Source organism: Mesorhizobium ventifaucium (assembly GCF_935822925.1).
Classification (GTDB): Bacteria; Pseudomonadota; Alphaproteobacteria; order Rhizobiales; family Rhizobiaceae; genus Mesorhizobium; species Mesorhizobium ventifaucium.
This window is the reverse complement of the sequence record NZ_CAKXZS010000016.1, coordinates 216,668-233,387: the sequence shown is the minus strand read 5'-3', so window position 1 is coordinate 233,387 and position 16,720 is coordinate 216,668. Positions and strand designations below refer to the sequence as shown.

Genomic DNA, 16,720 nt, shown 5'->3' with positions numbered 1-16,720 from the left:
GGTTGCCCATCGAAATTTGAAATCACATAGGATTTTTTCATATTCATGAAACTGTCAAGCTGATTCCTGCATCGCGATTAAATCAACGCTCGCATAGGAAGCCAGGCGTTCGTCGCGGCGACGCCAACCTGCCGAAACGCGTGGAACGGGATCGGCCGGACGGAGAGACCCGGGAACAGCAAACTTCCGTCGAGATGCGCCAAGGCCCCGGCATTCTTGTCGAGGTGCGTCACCTTCTGGTGATCGGCGATCTTCACGCCCGATGCCGCCGCAGTTCGTTTATGAAAATCCTTAGTGACGATTTTCACGATTTTGAAATACCGTTTCCGCTTCGCACCTGGACACGTCAAGGTCAATCACCGCCCAGCGACGCGGAGACCGCCCGGACAGATTGACAAAACTTGCCTTGAGGGCGGGATAGACCTTTGGCGGGAATTTGTTGAAAGTGCCGCCGCCGCTGGCCAGGCTTTTTATGAACCGTTGGTCCGGCAGCGACGACCGTCGGAGCAGAACAAGACAAGCAGAGGACCGCAAGCCATGACGAACACCACTCTCCTGCCTGACGAGGGCCTCTTCATCGGCCGCGTCAGGACAAGCGAAGCTTCCCATCCGCTGGTGGTCACGGTGCGCGGCGGCACGGTGTTCGACATCACGTCGAGCATGGCACCAACCGTGCGCGACGTCTGCGAGATGCCGGACCCAGCAGGCTACGTCCAGGCGACCAGGGGCGAACCGATCGGATCACTTGATGCAATCGCCGCCAACAGTTTCCAGGCCGCGCGCGATCCGCAAAAACCGTACCTGCTTTCTCCGGTCGACCTGCAGGCGGTCAAGGCGTCGGGCGTCACCTTCGTCGTCAGCCTGCTCGAACGGGTCATCGAGGAGCAGGCGCGCGGCTCGGCCGAGAAGGCGGACGCCATTCGCGCCGACATTGCCGGGCTGATCGGCCACGATCTGTCGAAGCTCAAGCCCGGCACGCCGGAAGCGATGGAGATCAAGGCCAAGCTGATCGAGCGTGGCGCCTGGTCGCAATATCTGGAGGTAGGCATCGGCCCCGACGCCGAGATCTTCACCAAATGCCAGCCGATGGCATCGGTCGGCTTCGGGGCCGATGTCGGCCTGCATCCGGTTTCCACCTGGAACAATCCGGAGCCTGAGATCGCCATGATCGCCGCCGGCAGCGGCAAGATCGTCGGCGCGACGCTCGGCAACGACGTCAATCTGCGCGACGTCGAAGGGCGCTCGGCGTTGTTGCTCGGCAAGGCCAAGGACAACAACGCGTCGGCCGCGCTCGGTCCGTTCATCCGGCTGTTCGACGATAACTTTTCCATCGATGACGTGAAGCAGGCCATCGTGCGCATGAAGGTAGAGGGCGAGGACGGTTTCTCGCTGGAGGGCGCCAGTTCGATGGCCGAGATCAGCCGCTCGCCGGAAGAGCTGGTCGCCGCCGCCATGGGTCCGCATCACCAGTACCCGGACGGGCTGGCGCTCTATCTCGGCACCATGTTCGTGCCGTCGAAGGATCGCGGCGAAAAGGGCAAGGGCTTCACGCACAAGGTCGGCGACATCGTCACCATCTCATCGGAGAAATTCGGCGCCCTGATCAACCGGGTACGGCTGTCACCCGACTGTCCCCACTGGACCTACGGTGCCAGCCATCTGATGCGCGACCTCGCCAGGGCCGGTCTTATCTAGCTTCCGTCTCGCCTGCGCCTCGTCTTCGGCGCCGAGTGTCGCTTGCCCTAAAGATATCAGCCAAACTGATGCAATCTGATGGGATGGCTGATGGCGCGTCGTCGCGCGCCAACTACCACTAGCAAATGGAGGCTTGCCATCGATCGAAAGCGGATGCTCTGATGCATCCAGATCGACGCTGGCAAGAACACGGTCAGGGCTTGCCGTGATCGTCGCCGGAGCTGGAGGAAGTTTTCAAAATGGGAGGAAATCAAATGCTGACGAGGCTACGACTATTTGTATTCGGCTTGATCGTGGCGCTGGCGATTCCGGCGGCGGCACAGGCCAAGACCTTCTACTGGATTTCGCATGGCGGCCCGGCCGACCCGGTCTGGACCTACTTCCTCGCCGGCGCCAAGCAATGGGCGACGGACACCGGCAACACCGTCAACACCTCATTCCACAATGGCGACGTGTCGTCCCAGCAGGAGGCTGTTCGCGCGGCCATCGCTGCAAAGGCCGACGGCATCACCACCACCAGCCCCGACCCGGGCAGCCTTATCGAACTCGCCAAGGAAGCACGGGCGGCAAACATCCCGATCATCAATTTCAACACCCCCGATCCGAAGGCGGACTTCAACGCCTATGTTGGCGGCGACAACGTCACCTTCGGCAAGAACTGGGCGCAGTATCTGGTCGACAAGGGCCTGGTGAAGAAGGGCGATTTCGTCTGGATGCCGGTCGAAATCCCGGGTGCCACCTATGGCGTCCAGGAAGAAGAAGGTATCAAGAGCGTCTTCGAGCCACTCGGCATCACTTATGAAATCACCGAAGCCACGCTCGATCAGGCCGAAGCGATCAACCGCATGGTCGACTATCTCACCGCCAACAGAGCCAAGGTCAAGGCGATCATCGGTCTCGGCGACCTGGTGACCGGCTCGATCAAGCGGGTGTTCGACCAGGCCGGCATCAAGCCGGGCGAAATCCCTGTCGTCGGCTGGGGCAACTCGCTCGACACCACCCAGGAGGTGCTGACCGGCTACGTCAATGCCGCACAATGGCAGGATCCGCAGGCGACCAGCTATGTGGCGCTTTCGATCGCCAACATGGCCGCCAGCGGCATTCCGCCCGGCTTCGACGTGATCACCGGCGCACTCTACGAAAAGGACACCGCACAGGTCTACGACGACATCCTGTCCGGAAAATAAAACCGCGATCGGGATGGTCGAGGCACGCCTGCCACGATCATCCCCATCATCCCGCTGAGCCTCGAACCGCCTCATGCGGCGCCGGGCTTGGCCAGTTCCAACCATGTCGCGGGTCCAACGTGGAAAACAGTTCCATCATCCAACGCTCGATCGCCAGGCCGGAATTCGGACCCTTCGTGCTTCTTGTCGTCGAGCTCGCGGTGTTCTGGGGGTTCAACCACGACTTCCTGTCGCCGCAGAACATCAGCAACATACTGGCCTTCACGGTCGAGCTCGGCCTGATCGCGCTGGCGATGACGCTGTTGATGACTTCAGGCGAATTCGACCTCTCGGTCGGATCGCTGTTCGGTTTCTCGCCAGTCTTGATGTGGACGCTCTTCAACAGCGGCCTCACCTCGCTGGAAGCCGGCTTCGTCGTGGCCTTGCTGGTTGCCGCCTTCATCGGACTGGTTAATGGCTGGTTCGTGACGCAACTCAAGATTCCATCCTTCCTGGTGACGCTCGGCATGCTGCTGGTCGTGCGCGGCACCGCTCTGTTCGTCACCAGCGGATTTCCGCAACGCACCTGGAGCGCCGAAGGCAGCTGGCTCGCCGAGGCGCTGGTCGGTGATTTCTTCATCGGGCCGTTCCGCATCTACATGTCGCTGTTCTGGTTCATCGCAGCCGCGATCGCACTCGGTTACGTGCTGACACAGAGCCGGACCGGCAACTGGATCCAGGCGGCCGGCGGCAACCCCAATGCGGCAAGGGCGCGCGGCGTCAATGTCAGCGGCGTCAAGATCGGCCTGTTCATCCTGTCGTCGATCATGGCTTCGCTTGCCGGCGTCATCAGTTCGCTGCGCACCTCGGCGGCCAACCCGAACAGCGGCACCGGCTACGAGCTCGAAGTCATCGCCATGGTGGTGATCGGCGGCACGGCGCTGACTGGCGGACGCGGCACCATCATCGGAACCGTGCTCGGCATCCTGATCCTGCGCGTGATGCGCAATGGCATTGTGCTGATCGGCGTGCCAGGGCTTGCCTACAACATCTTCATCGGCGCGATCATCCTCGGCATGATGGCGCTCCACTCATGGCTGGAACGCCGGCATCAGGCGGGGACTTGAACCATGGCCGAACCGCTTGTCCGCATGGAAAACATCCGCAAGTCCTATGGGCGTGTGCAGGCGCTGGTAGACGCCAATTTCCATGTCAATGAAAGGGAGATCGTCGGCCTGCTCGGCGACAATGGCGCCGGCAAGTCGACGCTGATCAAGGTGCTGTCGGGTGCGGTTCCGCTGACCAGCGGCGACATCTTCATCCGCGGCAAGAAGGTGGACTTCCGCAGCACCAGCGACGCCATCGCCCACGGCATCGAAACGATCTACCAGGACTCCGCACTGGTCACGCAATTGTCGATCGCGCGCAACCTGTTCCTCGGGCGCGAGCCGATCAAGCCACCGCGTTTCCTCAACCGTATGGACCAGGAGGCGATGAACGTGGTCGCCCGCGATCTGCTCAAGCAGGTCGGCATCTCGAAGAACATCCCGCCGACCACACCGATCGGCTCGCTCTCCGGCGGCGAGCGGCAGGCCGTGGCGATCGCGCGCGCCATGCATTTCGACAGCGACCTCATCATCCTCGACGAGCCGACCAACAATCTCGGCGTCGCCGAGACGCAAGGCGTGCTGAGCTTCGTGCGCAGCGCCCGCGATTCGGGCCATTCCTGCATCTTCATCGCCCACAACATCCACCACGTCTTCCAGGTGGTCGACCGCATCGTCGTCATGCGCCGCGGCAAGGTGGTTGCCGACGACATCGACCCGAAGAACACCAGCGTCGCGGAAGTCGAACGGATCATCACCGGCATGTCCGACAAGGAGATCCGTGACGCCATCGTCCAGGGGAAACAATCGCAGGGCTGAGCGGGCCACGCGGAAACCGGTTGCCGTATGTCTGGTACAGGATCACATCGGCTCCTATGACTGCGACAATGAAAGCCACCGTTGCGGACATCGCCAGAAGCTGCGGGCTGTCGACCGCGACGGTCGACCGGGTGCTGAACAGCCGGCCGGGCGCCAGCGCCGCCAACCGGCAGCGCGTGATGGAGGCGGCCAAGCAGCTCGGCTATTTGCCGGTCGTGGATCAGGTCGTGTTGCCCTCGCGGCCGGCGCATCTCGAGTTCTTCCTGCCGATCGGCTCCAATGCCTTCATGATGGATCTGGCAAATCATATCGAGGATTATGCGGCACGCCTGCCGCTCGTCGCCTCCTGCCGCATCCACAAGCTCGCCGGCATCTCGCCGAACGCGTTGCAGGCGGCGGTCGAAAATCTCTCGCTCAAGGCAAACGGCGTTGGCGTCATCGCGATCGATCACCCGAGAACGCGCAACATTCTGCGCGAGATCGTCGAGGCCGGCATCCGCCTGGTCACGCTGGTGTCAGACGTTCCGGCCGCACCGCGATCGGCCTATGTCGGCATCGACAACCGTGTCGCCGGGCGCACCGCAGCCCTTTTGATGGGACGTTTCCTGGGCGGGCGCACGGGCCATCTGGCGATGGTCGTCGGCTCACGCTCCTATCGCGGACATGAGGAACGCGAAATGGGCTTTCGCTCTGTGCTCAGCGAGGAGTTCCCCAATTTGACCGTGACCAGCGCCGTCGAGATCAACGACGAGCCTGATATCAGCTACACGGCGACAATGAAGGCGCTGCACAACGAGCCGGAGCTGCTCGGCATCTATTGCGTCGGCGCCGGACGCTCTGGCGTGGCGAAAGCGCTGCTGGAAGCCAAGCCGCAAAGGAAGCCGGTGTTCATCTGCCACGACCTGACGAGGGCGACACGCGGCTATCTCGTCGACGATCTGCTCGATGTCGTCATCGACCAGAATGCACGACTGATCGCCGAGCAATCGGTCATTCGCCTGCTCGGCTCGATCGCTTCCTCGGCGCCTTATCTGACGCGGAAATTCATCGAGCCGCGCCTTATCTTCAAGGAAAACGTGCCGGTCCAGTGATGCCGCGCAACGGCCACGGTCACTTGCCCCGATGGTTAAAATTTCGTTGATACCGCAAATCTGCACATCTGCTATGCATCTTTCGTATTGCCGAATCATTGGGCAACAGCTAGTTTCGCAGGTGTCGGCCATTTACTCCTCCCAGATGCGATGCCGACGCTGAGTGCGGTACACCTCCTCCCGTGCCGTATTCGAAATCGAGCCCGCTGCCACCTCCTCCCGGCAGCGGGCTTTTTTGTTCCGGCTCCGGAGGATCGCGGCGGCTGTCACCAGGGTTGATGCCGATCGCCCGCAAGGGTGCGAGCGGTAGGCCATGTTGCAGCCGCGATCAGCGGATCCGCCGGAATCCCGTCACACTTGTCACTCTCACCAATTCGTTGTCGGTCCTATCCTGCCTCACCAACAAGCAACAGGTAGCGATGGTGCGGCGACAGACCGCGAAGGAGAAGCGCGATGACGGCACGTCCGAACAGACAAAAGGTCAGCCGGCGGCGCGGCGCGCAATGAACACGCTACCGATCGTTTCGCCGCTGGCGAGACTATCTGGCCCTGAACGAGGTGATCAGGCCTTCCGCCATGCGGACAAACTGCGCGCTGGGGCCTTCGGCTCCGACGCTTTGAAGGCTGACACGGGCGCCTTCAAGCAGCAGCGACAATGTATCGGCAAGAAGCTCTGCCTGGCCGATGCCGGCATCCCGACACAGGCCGACCAGACGGTCGCGCTGAGCCTGCTTGAGTTCCTTGATTACCCGACGGGCCGGATGGTCGGTCTCGCTCAACTCGATGGCGGCGTTGGCCATGTCGCAACCGCGGCCGTCCATCATCAGGCAATCGGCTGCCATCCGGACCCAGGCGTGCAGTTGCGCAAGCTTGTCGCCCGGATGCTCGGCCTCGAACTTTTGCCACATCGCGTTGGCGCTGCATGCGGTCGCCCGCAGGCACTCGATGACCAGATCGTCCTTCGACTCGAAATGACGGTAGAGCGTCATCTTGTTGGTACCGGCGGCCTCAGTGATCGCGTCGACACCGACGCCCTTGATGCCATGCTTGTGGAACATATCCCGTGCCGTCTCCAGGATGCGATCCCGGGGGCGGATGCGCTCCGCAGTGCCGTCTTCCATCAAAACCTCCTTGGTTTCCGGGGTTTCCGAAAAATCCCTCGGTACACCTCTTGACTAGGGTGTTACCGGTCTGTAACTTTTAGATGTTACTTACTGGTAACACCCCCATTGCCTCGTGTCAATCTCGCAGGCGCCTGTAAACAGCCTCCGCCGAATCGGCCCAGGCATGAAACTGCGCCCCAGGCGACTTTGGCCGCGAACAGGAAGACCACCCGATCTGCGGCGTACGCCACAGATCGCCAAGCCAGGAGCCGCTACGATGTCGCAGCGCAAAGATTTGACGATCGACGAAGTTGTAAAGGATCCGATGATCCGGATGCTGATGAAGGCCGACCGCGTCGACCCGCACGCTTTCGAGACGATGCTGCGTAGCCTTGCAGATGCGCAGGACCGCGGCCGCAAGGCGCCGCCTCGGTTCCTGGAAGATCCCGGGCAAAGCCGCGGCCGACGGCTGTCCAGAGTAGCCAAGGCCTTTGGCCAGGCGAGAGCATCGGATGAGGCATGCGTGTCATGGTAAATTTCTTCATCCACCGTCCGATCTTTGCATCGTCGATCGCCGTCATCATGGTGCTGGCCGGGGCGATCTGCTATTTCCTGCTGCCTGTCTCGCAGTTTCCCGACATCACGCCGCCTCAGGTCGTGGTCAGCGCCAACTACCCGGGCGCCAGTGCGCAAGTCGTGGCCGACACCGTCACGACGCCGCTCGAACAGCAGATCAACGGCGTTCAAGGCATGACCTACATGTCGTCGTCGAGCTCCAATGACGGCTCCTCGACGATCACCGTCACCTTCGAGGTCGGCTACCCCCTGAGCACCGCCGCCGTCGATGTCCAGAACCGCGTGTCACAGGCGGCGTCCTCGCTGCCTGCCATCGTCAACCAGGGCGGCGTGACGATCAAGAAGCAGAACCCGAACTTCGTCCTGATCGTCAATCTCACCTCGCCCGACGGCTCCGTCGATCCGGTCGCGCTCAGCAACCTCGCCTACCTGCAAGTGGTCGACCCGCTGAAGCGCCTGCCGGGCGTCGGCGACGTGCAGATCTTCGGCGAGCGGCGCTATTCGATGCGCGTATGGCTCGATCCCGACAAGCTCGCCAATCTCGGCATTACCGCCGTCGATGTCCAAAACGCCATCGCCGAGCAGAATGTCCAGGTCGCGGCCGGCAAGATCGGGCAGTCGCCGGCGCCAGCCGGCACCGCTTTCGAAATGCAGGTCAACGCGGTCGGCCGACTGAGCGATCCCAAGGAATTCGGCGACATCATCGTGCGCGCCGATGCTGCGAACGGTTCGCTGGTGCGGTTGCGCGACGTAGCGCGCATCGAACTCGGCGCCCTCCAATATTCGTCGTCGGCGTTCTTCGGTGAGGACCCGACCGTGGTGCTCGCCGTCTACCAGATGCCAGGCTCGAACGCCCTCGATCTGCAGCAGCGCGTCAAGGACAAGATGCAGGAACTGTCGGCCCGCTTCCCCAAGGGCGTCAGCTACGCCATGCATTACGATACGACACGTTTCGTTTCAGCGTCGATGCACGACGTGCTGGTCACGCTCGGCGAGGCGCTGGTCCTGGTTGTCGCGGTGGTGTTCATCTTCCTGCAGAGCTGGCGCACCACAATCATCCCGACGATTGCGATTCCCGTGTCGCTGGTGGCCACGCTTGTCGTCATGTACATGTTCGGCTTCTCGCTGAACATGCTCAGCCTGCTCGGCATGGTGCTGGCGATCGGCCTCGTCGTCGATGACGCGATCGTCGTCGTCGAGAATGTCGAACGCCAGTTGGAGGCCGGCCTCAAACCGCTGGCTGCCACGCGCGCGGCGATGGCCGAGGTCACCGGCCCGATCATCGCCACGACCGCCGTGCTGATGGCCGTGTTCGTCCCGGTCGCCTTTATACCTGGCGTTTCCGGCCGGCTCTACAACCAGTTTGCCCTGACGGTGGCGATCTCCTTCGGCATCTCAGCCTTCGTCTCGCTGACGCTCACCCCGGCGCTCAGCGCCGCCTTCCTGCGCCACCGCCCGGCAACGCAGTTCGCGCCGTTCCGCTGGTTCAACACCGGCTTCGACCGGCTGTCGCATGCCTATGCCAATGGTGTGCGCATCCTCATCCGTCTGCGCTGGATCATGCTCGGGCTGTTCGCGGCCGGACTTGTCGCGACCTATTTCGTCTGGCAGCGCCTGCCCTCGACCTTCCTTCCGGTCGAGGACCAGGGCTATTTCTTCGTGGTCATCCAGTTGCCGGATGGCGCGTCGCTGGAGCGCACCGACGCAGTGGCCCGGAAGGTACGCGATGTCCTGCAGAACACGCCCGGCGTCGATATCGTCGGCTCGATCAGCGGCTTGAACTTCCTCACCAGCGCCGCCCAGTCGAACTCGGCGGTGGAATTTGCCATCCTCAAGCCATGGGACCAACGTGGCCCTGACCAGAGCGCCTCGAAGCTCGTTGCCGACGTGCGCTCGAAGCTCATGGAAATCCCCGAGGCCTTCGCGCTGAGTTTCGATCCGCCTTCGATCCCGGGCATCGGCACGACCGGCGGCTTCGAATTCCAGGTGGAGGACCTGACCGGTCGCGGCAGCGCTGCGCTCAACGACGCGACGCAAGCGGTGCTCGCCGAAGCGCGCAAACAGCCCGAGCTCAACCCGCAGCAATTGTTCTCGTCGTTCTCAACCTCGACGCCGCAGTTCAACTACGACCTCGACCGCAACAAGGCGAAGCTGCTCGGTCTCAGCCTGCCTGACGTGTTCAACACGCTGCAGATCTATCTCGGCTCGCTCTATGTGAACGACTTCAACCTGTTCGGCCGCACCTTCCGGGTGACGATCCAGGCCGACAAGGATGCGCGTGCGGGTGCGGCCGACATTTCGCGGCTCTATGTGCGCAATGCCTCCGGCGGCATGGTGCCGTTGAGCACGCTCGGCAAGCTGGTGCCTATCGTCGGCCCGGAAACCGTCCCGCATTACAACAACAATGCGTCGGCCCTGATCAATGGCGGTGCCGCACCCGGCTTCTCCTCGGGCCAGGCGGTCGCTGCGATGGAACGCGCCGCCGCCACGGCGCTGCCGAAGGATTTCGGCTACGAATGGACAGGGATCACCTATCAGGAGCTCAAGGCCGGATCGATCGCCTCGATCGTCTTCGGTCTCGCCATGGTCTTCGTCTTCCTGATCCTCGCCGCCCAATATGAGAGCTGGGCCATGCCGTTCATGGTCCTGCTCGCGGTGCCGCTTGCGCTGTTCGGCGCCTTTGTCGCCTTGTTGATGCGCGGCATGCAGATCGACGTCTATTCGCAGATAGGCTTCGTCATGCTGATCGGGCTGGCGGCGAAGAACGCCATTCTGATCGTGGAGTTTGCCCGGCGCCGGCGCGAGGAAGGTCTCAGCATCGTCGACGCCGCAATGGAAGCGGCGCGCCTGCGGCTGCGGCCCATCCTGATGACCGCTTTCGCGTTCATCCTCGGTGTGCTGCCGCTGATGTTCTCCACGGGTGCCGGTGCAGCGAGCCGCCAGTCGATCGGCACCACCGTCTTTGGCGGCATGGTCGCAGCGACGATCCTGTCGCTGGTGTTCGTGCCGGTCTTCTATGCGGTAATCGAGCAGCTGCGCGAGCGCGGCAGCAAGAGCGAGCCTGTCGCCGAATCGACTGAACCAACTGCCGAACCCGCTTTCGCGCGATTGGCCGAAGCGGCTGAATAGGACTGGAGAATTGATCATGCGTAAATGGAAAATTGCGTTGGGAGCGGCCGTCGCCGTCGGGGCGATCTCGGTGGCCAGCGTTCACTTGCTCGACATGGGCGATTTCGGCCTCAATGCCGGTACGGCAGGGGCGGCAACGCCCGAGCCCGAAGCGCCCGAGCCCGCAGCATTCGTCATGCCGGTGCCGGTGGTGAGCGTCGTCAAGAAGACGATACCGATCTATCTCGACTATGCCGCCCGCACCGAGCCGATCCGCAGCATCACGCTGCAATCGCGCGTGCCGGGTTATCTGCAAAAGCAGGTCGCGCCCGACGGCAGCGACGTCAAGAAGGGCGACCTTCTCTACAAGATCGCTCCAGAGGATTTCCAGGCTGCCCTCGAGCAGGCGAAGGCTCAGGTCCAGCGCGACGAAGCGACGCTCGACTATGCGCGTTCCAGCCTTGGTCGCGGCACCGAGCTCGCCAAGAGCGGATACCTCGCCAAGGATGTCTTCGACCAGCGCACCAGCAGCTTGCGCGAGGCCCAGGCCTCGCTCGCGGTGAACCAGGCGGCTGTGCGGACAGCCGAGCTCAATCTGAGCTATTCGGAAATCAAGGCGCCGTTCGCCGGGCGCGTCGGCCGCAACCAGGCTTCAGTCGGAACGCTGGTCAGCGTCGCCGGCACGGTGCTCAATACGCTGGTGCAGCTCGACCCGATCTATGTCACCTTCAATCCGAGTGAAACGGATCTGGCACAGATCGAGGAAGCCCGCGCGGCGGGGCCTATCGATGTCGATGTTCTGCTTCCCGGCGATACTGAGCCGCGCCAGAGAGGTCAGCTCACCTTCATCGACAACACGGTCGATCGTTCGACCGGCACCATCACCGCACGCGCGACGATCGGCAACGCCAAGTTCACGCTGCTGCCGGGCCAATATGTTCGCGTGAGGCTGCACATCAAGCAGCAGCCAGATGCACTGATGGTGCCGCAGACGGCGTTGGGATCGAGCCAGCTCGGCAAGTATCTCTACGTCGTCGGCAAGGACAATACTGTCGACCAGCGCATTGTTTCGCTCGGGCCGACCAACGGCGATCTGGTGGCCATCTCGAGCGGCGTAGCGGAAGGCGACCAGGTGATAACAGGCAATCTGCAGAAGATCGGCCCGGGAATGCCTGTCTCGCCGCTGCCCCAGAAACCGGCCACCTGACCCCGGTCCAGCGGCGCCCCCGGCTGTGCCGAGGGCGCCGTTTTGCTGAGCAGTTCGCCAAGGCCGCCTAAGGCGCCGGGTTTCTCAATTGCCGTAGCCGGCGCAGCCCCTCATCGCCCTGCCGGGCACTTCTCCCCGTGGAGAACGGGGAGAAGGTAAGGGTGAGGGGCAGCGCCAAAGAGAGGAAAAGTAAGCGGCGAATTCAATCCGTCCTGGGCCTCCGGCTCGTCCCATGGCGAGCTTATCGATCTTGATTTCCGAAGAATTGCTTGCCTATGCGCGCAGCCTCGAACAGTGTGCTTCGAGAGGCGCCAAGGCCGATCGCGCCGGCCTGACGCGCAACCGACCTGACGGCAGTTGGGCCCAGCGGACGATGCCGGTTGGCGGCTTCGTCAGGGCGTCACAGCGACGGACAGAGAAATTGCAGATCAAGACCATCAAGGCCTACCATGTCGTGCAGCCCTTCGTGGACGGGCCCTACCGCATGTCCAAGGGGCGTGTCGCCGACGCGTTCGACGCGGTGATCGTCGCCATCACCTCCGATAGCGGGCTGACCGGCTGGGGCGAGATGGCGCCGCTCGGCAATTTCTACTCGCCGGCATTCGCGGCCGGCACTCGCGCCGGCGTCATCGAAATTGTGCCGCATCTGCTCGGCCACGATCCTCGGGCCTTGGCCAGTATCGGCAGGCTGATGGACACGGTGTTCAAGGGCCACCCCTACATCAAGTCGGCGCTCGACATGGCCTGCTCGGATCTCGCGGCACGCGCCGCAGAGGTGCCGTTGGTCACGCTGCTCGGCGGGCGCGAGAGCGAGACGGCGGAACTCTACAAGGTCGTCACCCATGGCACGGTCGACGCCATGGCCGCACTTGCCAAGCGCATCGTCAAGGACGGGTTTCACCGGCTGCAGGTCAAGGTCGGCGGCAACGTCCATGACGACATCGAGCGCGTCACCGCGGTCGCCGCTTCGGTGCCGAAGGGCACGGTGATCTTCTGCGACGCGAATGCCGGCTGGACGCCCTATCAGGCGCGCCAGTTCGCTGACGCGACGCGTGCCATCGACTACACGTTCGAGCAGCCCTGCACCACGATCGACGAATGCATGTCGGTGCGCCGCTCGCTCGACAAGCCGATGGTGCTCGACGAATCCGTCGCCTCGCTGGACGACATCCTCAACATCCACCGCAAGGGCGCGGCCGATGGGCTGACGCTGAAAATCTCGCGGCTCGGCGGCGTGACCAAAACGCGGCAGATCCGCGACCTTGCCGTCGACCTGGGCTTCATGATCACCGTCGAGGACACTGGCGGCGCCGAGATCGACACATCAGCCATGGCGCATCTGTCGCTGTCGACCCCGGAGGAGCGCCGGCTGCACGCCATCGCCTTCCACGAATGGGTGACGGTGCGCACCGCATCGAACAAGCCGCCGGTCTCGGGAAGCCGCATGGGCATTCCGGACGGGCCGGGCCTCGGCATCGACGTTGTTCCCGACCTGCTTGGCGCGCCCTTCTTCGAGGTCGGCAGATGATATACTGGCATGCATCGAGCATGCCGGCGGCGCTATCCGTTGCGCGGCTTCGTCGTTAGCGATTGGCGCAGCGGTAGAGCGGCATGAGAACAGTTTTTTCGTCGCACTCGCTTGCTTGCGAGAAGGGATGTTACGGTCGCCGCCGCATGCATCCCAAGAGATCACCGCCTTCTGCGCCCTGACTGACTGCGCTGCTGCCAAGCCGCAAGCCAGGACTTGCGCAAACTAAATCACAGAATGTTTGCCGGGATGGCTGCCGAATTGCCGGTTGAAATATTTTTCATTTGGAAATAGGAATGTTCACAATGATGACTTCGGCGCTGCGGCGCGTCAGGAACTGGAGGAAGCGACATGGCCCATCCGCAATTTGCAGCGGAACTTTTGCAGCGCGCTGACCAGCAGGGACCGATCACCATCGGGCTTGCCGGCGCCGGGCAGATGGGCACCGACATCGTCGTCCAGGTCGCGCTGATGCCGGGCATGCGGATCGGCGCCATTTCCGAGGTCAGGCCGCAGGCGGCGATCGATGCGGCGCTGCTCGCCGGCCACGACCTCTCGGATATCGTGCAGGCCGGCAATGCGGCGGCGATCGATCGCGCCATCGAGGCCGGCAAGATCGCGGTGACCGAAGATTTGCACGCGCTGGCGGCGGCAGGCCGCATCGACGTCATCATCGACGCGACAGGCAATCCCAACATCGGCACGCTGTTCGCACTCGAAGTGATGAAGAACGGCAAGCATATCGTTATGCTCAACGTCGAGGCCGACATCACGATCGGCCGCTTCCTCAAGGAGGAGGCGCGCAAGGCCGGCGTCGTCTATACGGGTGCCGCCGGCGACGAGCCGGCCTGCACGCTGGAGATCATCGGCTTTGCCAAGAGCCTCGGCTTCAACATCATCGCCGCCGGCAAGGGCAAGAACAATCCGCTGAAGATCGACGCCCTGCCCGCCGACTACGAGAAGGAGGCGGCCGAGCGCAACATGAATGCGCGCATGCTGGTCGAATTCGTCGACGGCTCGAAGACGGCGATCGAGATGGTGGCGATCGCCAACGCCACCGGCCTGGTGCCCGACGTGCCGGGCATGCACGGCCCGACCGCGACGCTGGAGGAACTCGCCAGCGTGCTTTGCCCGCGCGAGGATGGCGGCGTGCTGCATCGCAAGGGCGTCGTCGACTATTCGATCGGCAAGGGCGTGGCGCCCGGCGTGTTCTGCATCATCGAGACCAGGCATCCACGGGTGCTGGAGCGCATGATCGACCTCAAGGTCGGCAAGGGGCCGTATTTCACGATCTTCCGCCCCTATCATTTGACCAGCCTGGAAGTGCCGCTGTCGGCGGCGCGGGCCGTGGTCTACAAGCGCGCCGACATGGAGCCGCTCGACCATCCGGTCGCCGAAGCAGTGGCGGTTGCCAAGAGCGAGCTTGCCCTTGGCCAGTCGCTCGGCATGATCGGCGAGAACGACTATCGCGGGTTCGCCATGACCTGGGAGGACGCGCGCGCCCGCGGCGCCCTGCCGCTCGGTCTTGCCGAACGCGCCAAGGTGGTCAAGCCGGTCAAGGCAGGCGATTTCCTCACCTATGAAAATTGTGTACCCGACGATTCGATGGTGATAACCCAGATCCGCCGTCGTCTCGACCAGTCGGACGGACGGTTCGTTACGAACGCCGCCTAATCCGCTGGATTTCCGCCTGATGGACGATGTCGTAATCGGGATCGACGCCTCGACCACGGCCGTGAAAGCGATTGCCTTCACGCGCGACGGCGAGGAGCTGTTCCAGGCGCGCGAAGCCTATCCGCTTTCAAATCCCAGGCCCGGCCATTTCGAGCAGGATGCCGAACATTGGTGGACTGCGCTGCTCGGCGCCTTGAAGCAGGTCACTGAGGCGGTTGGCGCTGCGCGAGTAGCGGCGATCGCCATCGCCCACCAGCGCGAGACGTTTACGCTGATCGATCAGGCCGGCAAGCCGCTTGTTCCCGCGATCCTGTGGCTGGACGAGCGCGCCCGTCCGCAAGTCATCAGGCTTTCAGCCGAACTCGGCCGCGAGGCGATCCGCGACTGGAGCGGCAAGCCGCCGGACCCGACGCCCGCGCTCTATGCGATCGCCTGGCTTGCGGAACACCAGCCGCAAGCGCTCGACGACGCAGCCGCACTAGTCGACGTGCATGGCTTCTTCGTCCACCGGCTGACCGGACGTCTGGTCACCAGCACGGCAAGTGCGGATCCGCTCGGGCTGCTCGACATCAAGAATGGCACTTGGCGTCCTGAGCTCGTTGCGGCCGCAGGACTGCGCCCGGACCAGTTGCCGCGACTGGTCGCGCCCGCCGCGATCTGCGGCGGCCTTCGTGAAAGCGTGGCCCGGCTGACCGGGTTGAAGGCCGGCATGCCTGTTGTCGCCGGCGCTGGCGACGGCCAGGCGATGGGCCTTGGCATGGGCGTCTATGGCGAAGGCAAAAGCTATCTTTCGCTCGGCTCGGGCATCGTCAGCGGCTGTTATTCCCATGGCCTCACGACTTCGGACGCGTTTCGAACGCTCGTCTCGCCGACCGGCTCAGGCTTCATGCTGGAGACCGTGCTGCGTTCGGGCATGCAGCTGGTCGATTGGATCGTTCGCACCACCGGCTCGCCGTCGGCTGCAGCGCTGGAGAAGGCAGCGATCGACGTTGCCGCCGGCAGCGAGGGCCTGCTCGTCTTGCCGTATTGGGCCGGTGTCATGAGCCCCTATTGGGACGGCGCGGCGCGCGGCGCCATTGTCGGCCTGTCGCTCGACCATGAGCCGAAGCACCTTTTTCGAGCGGTTCTGGAAGGCATCGCCTTCGAGCAGGCGATCGCCAGCGAGGCAATGGAAACTCAAGCCGCGGAAACTAAAGCGACGGAAACTCAGGCCGGCGGCAAACCGGCGGCGATGATAGCCGCCGGCGGCGGCACCAACTGCGCCCTGCTGATGCGGATCATGGCAAGCGTGCTCGAGCGGCCGCTCTCCGTCTCGCCAGTCAACGAAGCCGCAGCGCTCGGTGCTGCCATGCTGGCGGCTTCCGCCATCGGATGGTTTGCCTCGCCCGAAACGGCGGCTGAGGCGATGGCCGCGCCGCCGACCAGGCATGTCGACCCCGTCGACGAGCTGGTCCCCGGTTACCGCGCGCGCAAGGCAATCTACCGCGACCTCTATCAGGCGACGCGCGACATCCATGTGCGGCTTGGTGATGTCGGGGACTCGGCATAGTGAGATGTCGGCGGGACAGCCCCCCCTCTGGACTGCCGGCCATCTCCCCCTCAAGGGGGAGATTGGCAGCTTCGGCGCTCCGCCTATTCTTGCGACAT

At 63.3% G+C, this 16,720-nt stretch carries 13 protein-coding genes; 11 read left to right on the top strand and 2 right to left on the bottom strand.

The features are described from left to right. Positions 1-77 precede the first annotated feature (77 nt). Complete coding sequence (locus tag NMG70_RS15765) at positions 78-257, bottom strand: hypothetical protein (protein ID WP_254025387.1); 180 nt, start codon at positions 255-257, stop codon at positions 78-80. A gap of 280 nt (positions 258-537) precedes the next feature. On the opposite strand from NMG70_RS15765, the gene NMG70_RS15760 reads away from it, so the two are divergent. The 5 genes from NMG70_RS15760 to NMG70_RS15740 all read left to right on the top strand — a co-directional run bounded on the left by NMG70_RS15760 (position 538) and on the right by NMG70_RS15740 (position 5,877). Further along, positions 538-1,695 (top strand): fumarylacetoacetate hydrolase family protein, encoded by a 1,158-nt coding sequence (locus NMG70_RS15760; RefSeq protein ID WP_254025386.1) that lies wholly within the window; start codon positions 538-540, stop codon positions 1,693-1,695. Positions 1,696-1,949: 254 nt separating this feature from the next. After that, positions 1,950-2,882 (top strand): substrate-binding domain-containing protein, encoded by a 933-nt coding sequence (locus NMG70_RS15755; protein ID WP_095491966.1) that lies wholly within the window; start codon positions 1,950-1,952, stop codon positions 2,880-2,882. 119 nt (positions 2,883-3,001) lie between these two features. Further along, positions 3,002-3,988 (top strand): ABC transporter permease, encoded by a 987-nt coding sequence (locus NMG70_RS15750; RefSeq protein WP_027152255.1) that lies wholly within the window; start codon positions 3,002-3,004, stop codon positions 3,986-3,988. A 3-nt stretch (positions 3,989-3,991) separates the two neighbouring features. Next, positions 3,992-4,786, top strand: a complete 795-nt coding sequence (locus tag NMG70_RS15745) for an ATP-binding cassette domain-containing protein (protein WP_254025385.1) — start codon at positions 3,992-3,994, stop codon at positions 4,784-4,786. 68 nt (positions 4,787-4,854) lie between these two features. Then, positions 4,855-5,877, top strand: a complete 1,023-nt coding sequence (locus NMG70_RS15740; RefSeq protein ID WP_254025384.1) for a LacI family DNA-binding transcriptional regulator — start codon at positions 4,855-4,857, stop codon at positions 5,875-5,877. 539 nt (positions 5,878-6,416) lie between these two features. Here the strand turns inward: NMG70_RS15740 and NMG70_RS15735 are convergent. Then, entirely contained in the window at positions 6,417-6,998 is a 582-nt protein-coding gene (locus NMG70_RS15735; RefSeq protein ID WP_023799451.1) for a TetR/AcrR family transcriptional regulator, read from the bottom strand. A 259-nt stretch (positions 6,999-7,257) separates the two neighbouring features. Between NMG70_RS15735 and NMG70_RS15730 the strand changes: the two genes are divergently transcribed. The 6 genes from NMG70_RS15730 (at position 7,258) to NMG70_RS15705 (ending at position 16,622) form a co-directional block, all read left to right on the top strand. Further along, on the top strand, positions 7,258-7,515 hold the full coding sequence (locus tag NMG70_RS15730) for a hypothetical protein (RefSeq protein ID WP_254025383.1): 258 nt from the start codon (positions 7,258-7,260) through the stop codon (positions 7,513-7,515). Then, complete coding sequence (locus NMG70_RS15725; RefSeq protein ID WP_254025424.1) at positions 7,509-10,685, top strand: efflux RND transporter permease subunit; 3,177 nt, start codon at positions 7,509-7,511, stop codon at positions 10,683-10,685. The genes NMG70_RS15730 and NMG70_RS15725 overlap by 7 nt, the downstream gene beginning before the upstream one ends. 16 nt (positions 10,686-10,701) lie before the next feature. Beyond that, positions 10,702-11,871 (top strand): efflux RND transporter periplasmic adaptor subunit, encoded by a 1,170-nt coding sequence (locus NMG70_RS15720; RefSeq protein ID WP_254025382.1) that lies wholly within the window; start codon positions 10,702-10,704, stop codon positions 11,869-11,871. 421 nt (positions 11,872-12,292) lie between these two features. Beyond that, on the top strand, positions 12,293-13,399 hold the full coding sequence (locus tag NMG70_RS15715; protein ID WP_254025423.1) for a mandelate racemase/muconate lactonizing enzyme family protein: 1,107 nt from the start codon (positions 12,293-12,295) through the stop codon (positions 13,397-13,399). 351 nt (positions 13,400-13,750) lie between these two features. Next, entirely contained in the window at positions 13,751-15,073 is a 1,323-nt protein-coding gene (locus NMG70_RS15710; RefSeq protein ID WP_254025381.1) for an NAD(P)H-dependent oxidoreductase, read from the top strand. Between the two features lie 19 nt (positions 15,074-15,092). Beyond that, positions 15,093-16,622: a xylulokinase gene (locus NMG70_RS15705; protein ID WP_254025380.1), complete on the top strand. Its 1,530-nt coding sequence runs from the start codon at positions 15,093-15,095 to the stop codon at positions 16,620-16,622. The last annotated feature ends 98 nt before the right edge of the window (positions 16,623-16,720 follow it).

Bases quoted from the DNA above. Each gene is read 5' to 3' on its own strand.
- NMG70_RS15705 (WP_254025380.1), top strand. From the start codon at position 15,093: ATGGACGATGTCGTAATCGGGATCGACGCCTCGACCACGGCCGTGAAA.
- NMG70_RS15740 (WP_254025384.1), top strand. From the start codon at position 4,855: ATGAAAGCCACCGTTGCGGACATCGCCAGAAGCTGCGGGCTGTCGACC.
- NMG70_RS15745 (WP_254025385.1), top strand. From the start codon at position 3,992: ATGGCCGAACCGCTTGTCCGCATGGAAAACATCCGCAAGTCCTATGGG.
- NMG70_RS15725 (WP_254025424.1), top strand. From the start codon at position 7,509: ATGGTAAATTTCTTCATCCACCGTCCGATCTTTGCATCGTCGATCGCC.
- NMG70_RS15710 (WP_254025381.1), top strand. From the start codon at position 13,751: ATGGCCCATCCGCAATTTGCAGCGGAACTTTTGCAGCGCGCTGACCAG.
- NMG70_RS15730 (WP_254025383.1), top strand. From the start codon at position 7,258: ATGTCGCAGCGCAAAGATTTGACGATCGACGAAGTTGTAAAGGATCCG.
- NMG70_RS15735 (WP_023799451.1), bottom strand. From the start codon at position 6,998: ATGGAAGACGGCACTGCGGAGCGCATCCGCCCCCGGGATCGCATCCTG.
- NMG70_RS15755 (WP_095491966.1), top strand. From the start codon at position 1,950: ATGCTGACGAGGCTACGACTATTTGTATTCGGCTTGATCGTGGCGCTG.
- NMG70_RS15760 (WP_254025386.1), top strand. From the start codon at position 538: ATGACGAACACCACTCTCCTGCCTGACGAGGGCCTCTTCATCGGCCGC.
- NMG70_RS15720 (WP_254025382.1), top strand. From the start codon at position 10,702: ATGCGTAAATGGAAAATTGCGTTGGGAGCGGCCGTCGCCGTCGGGGCG.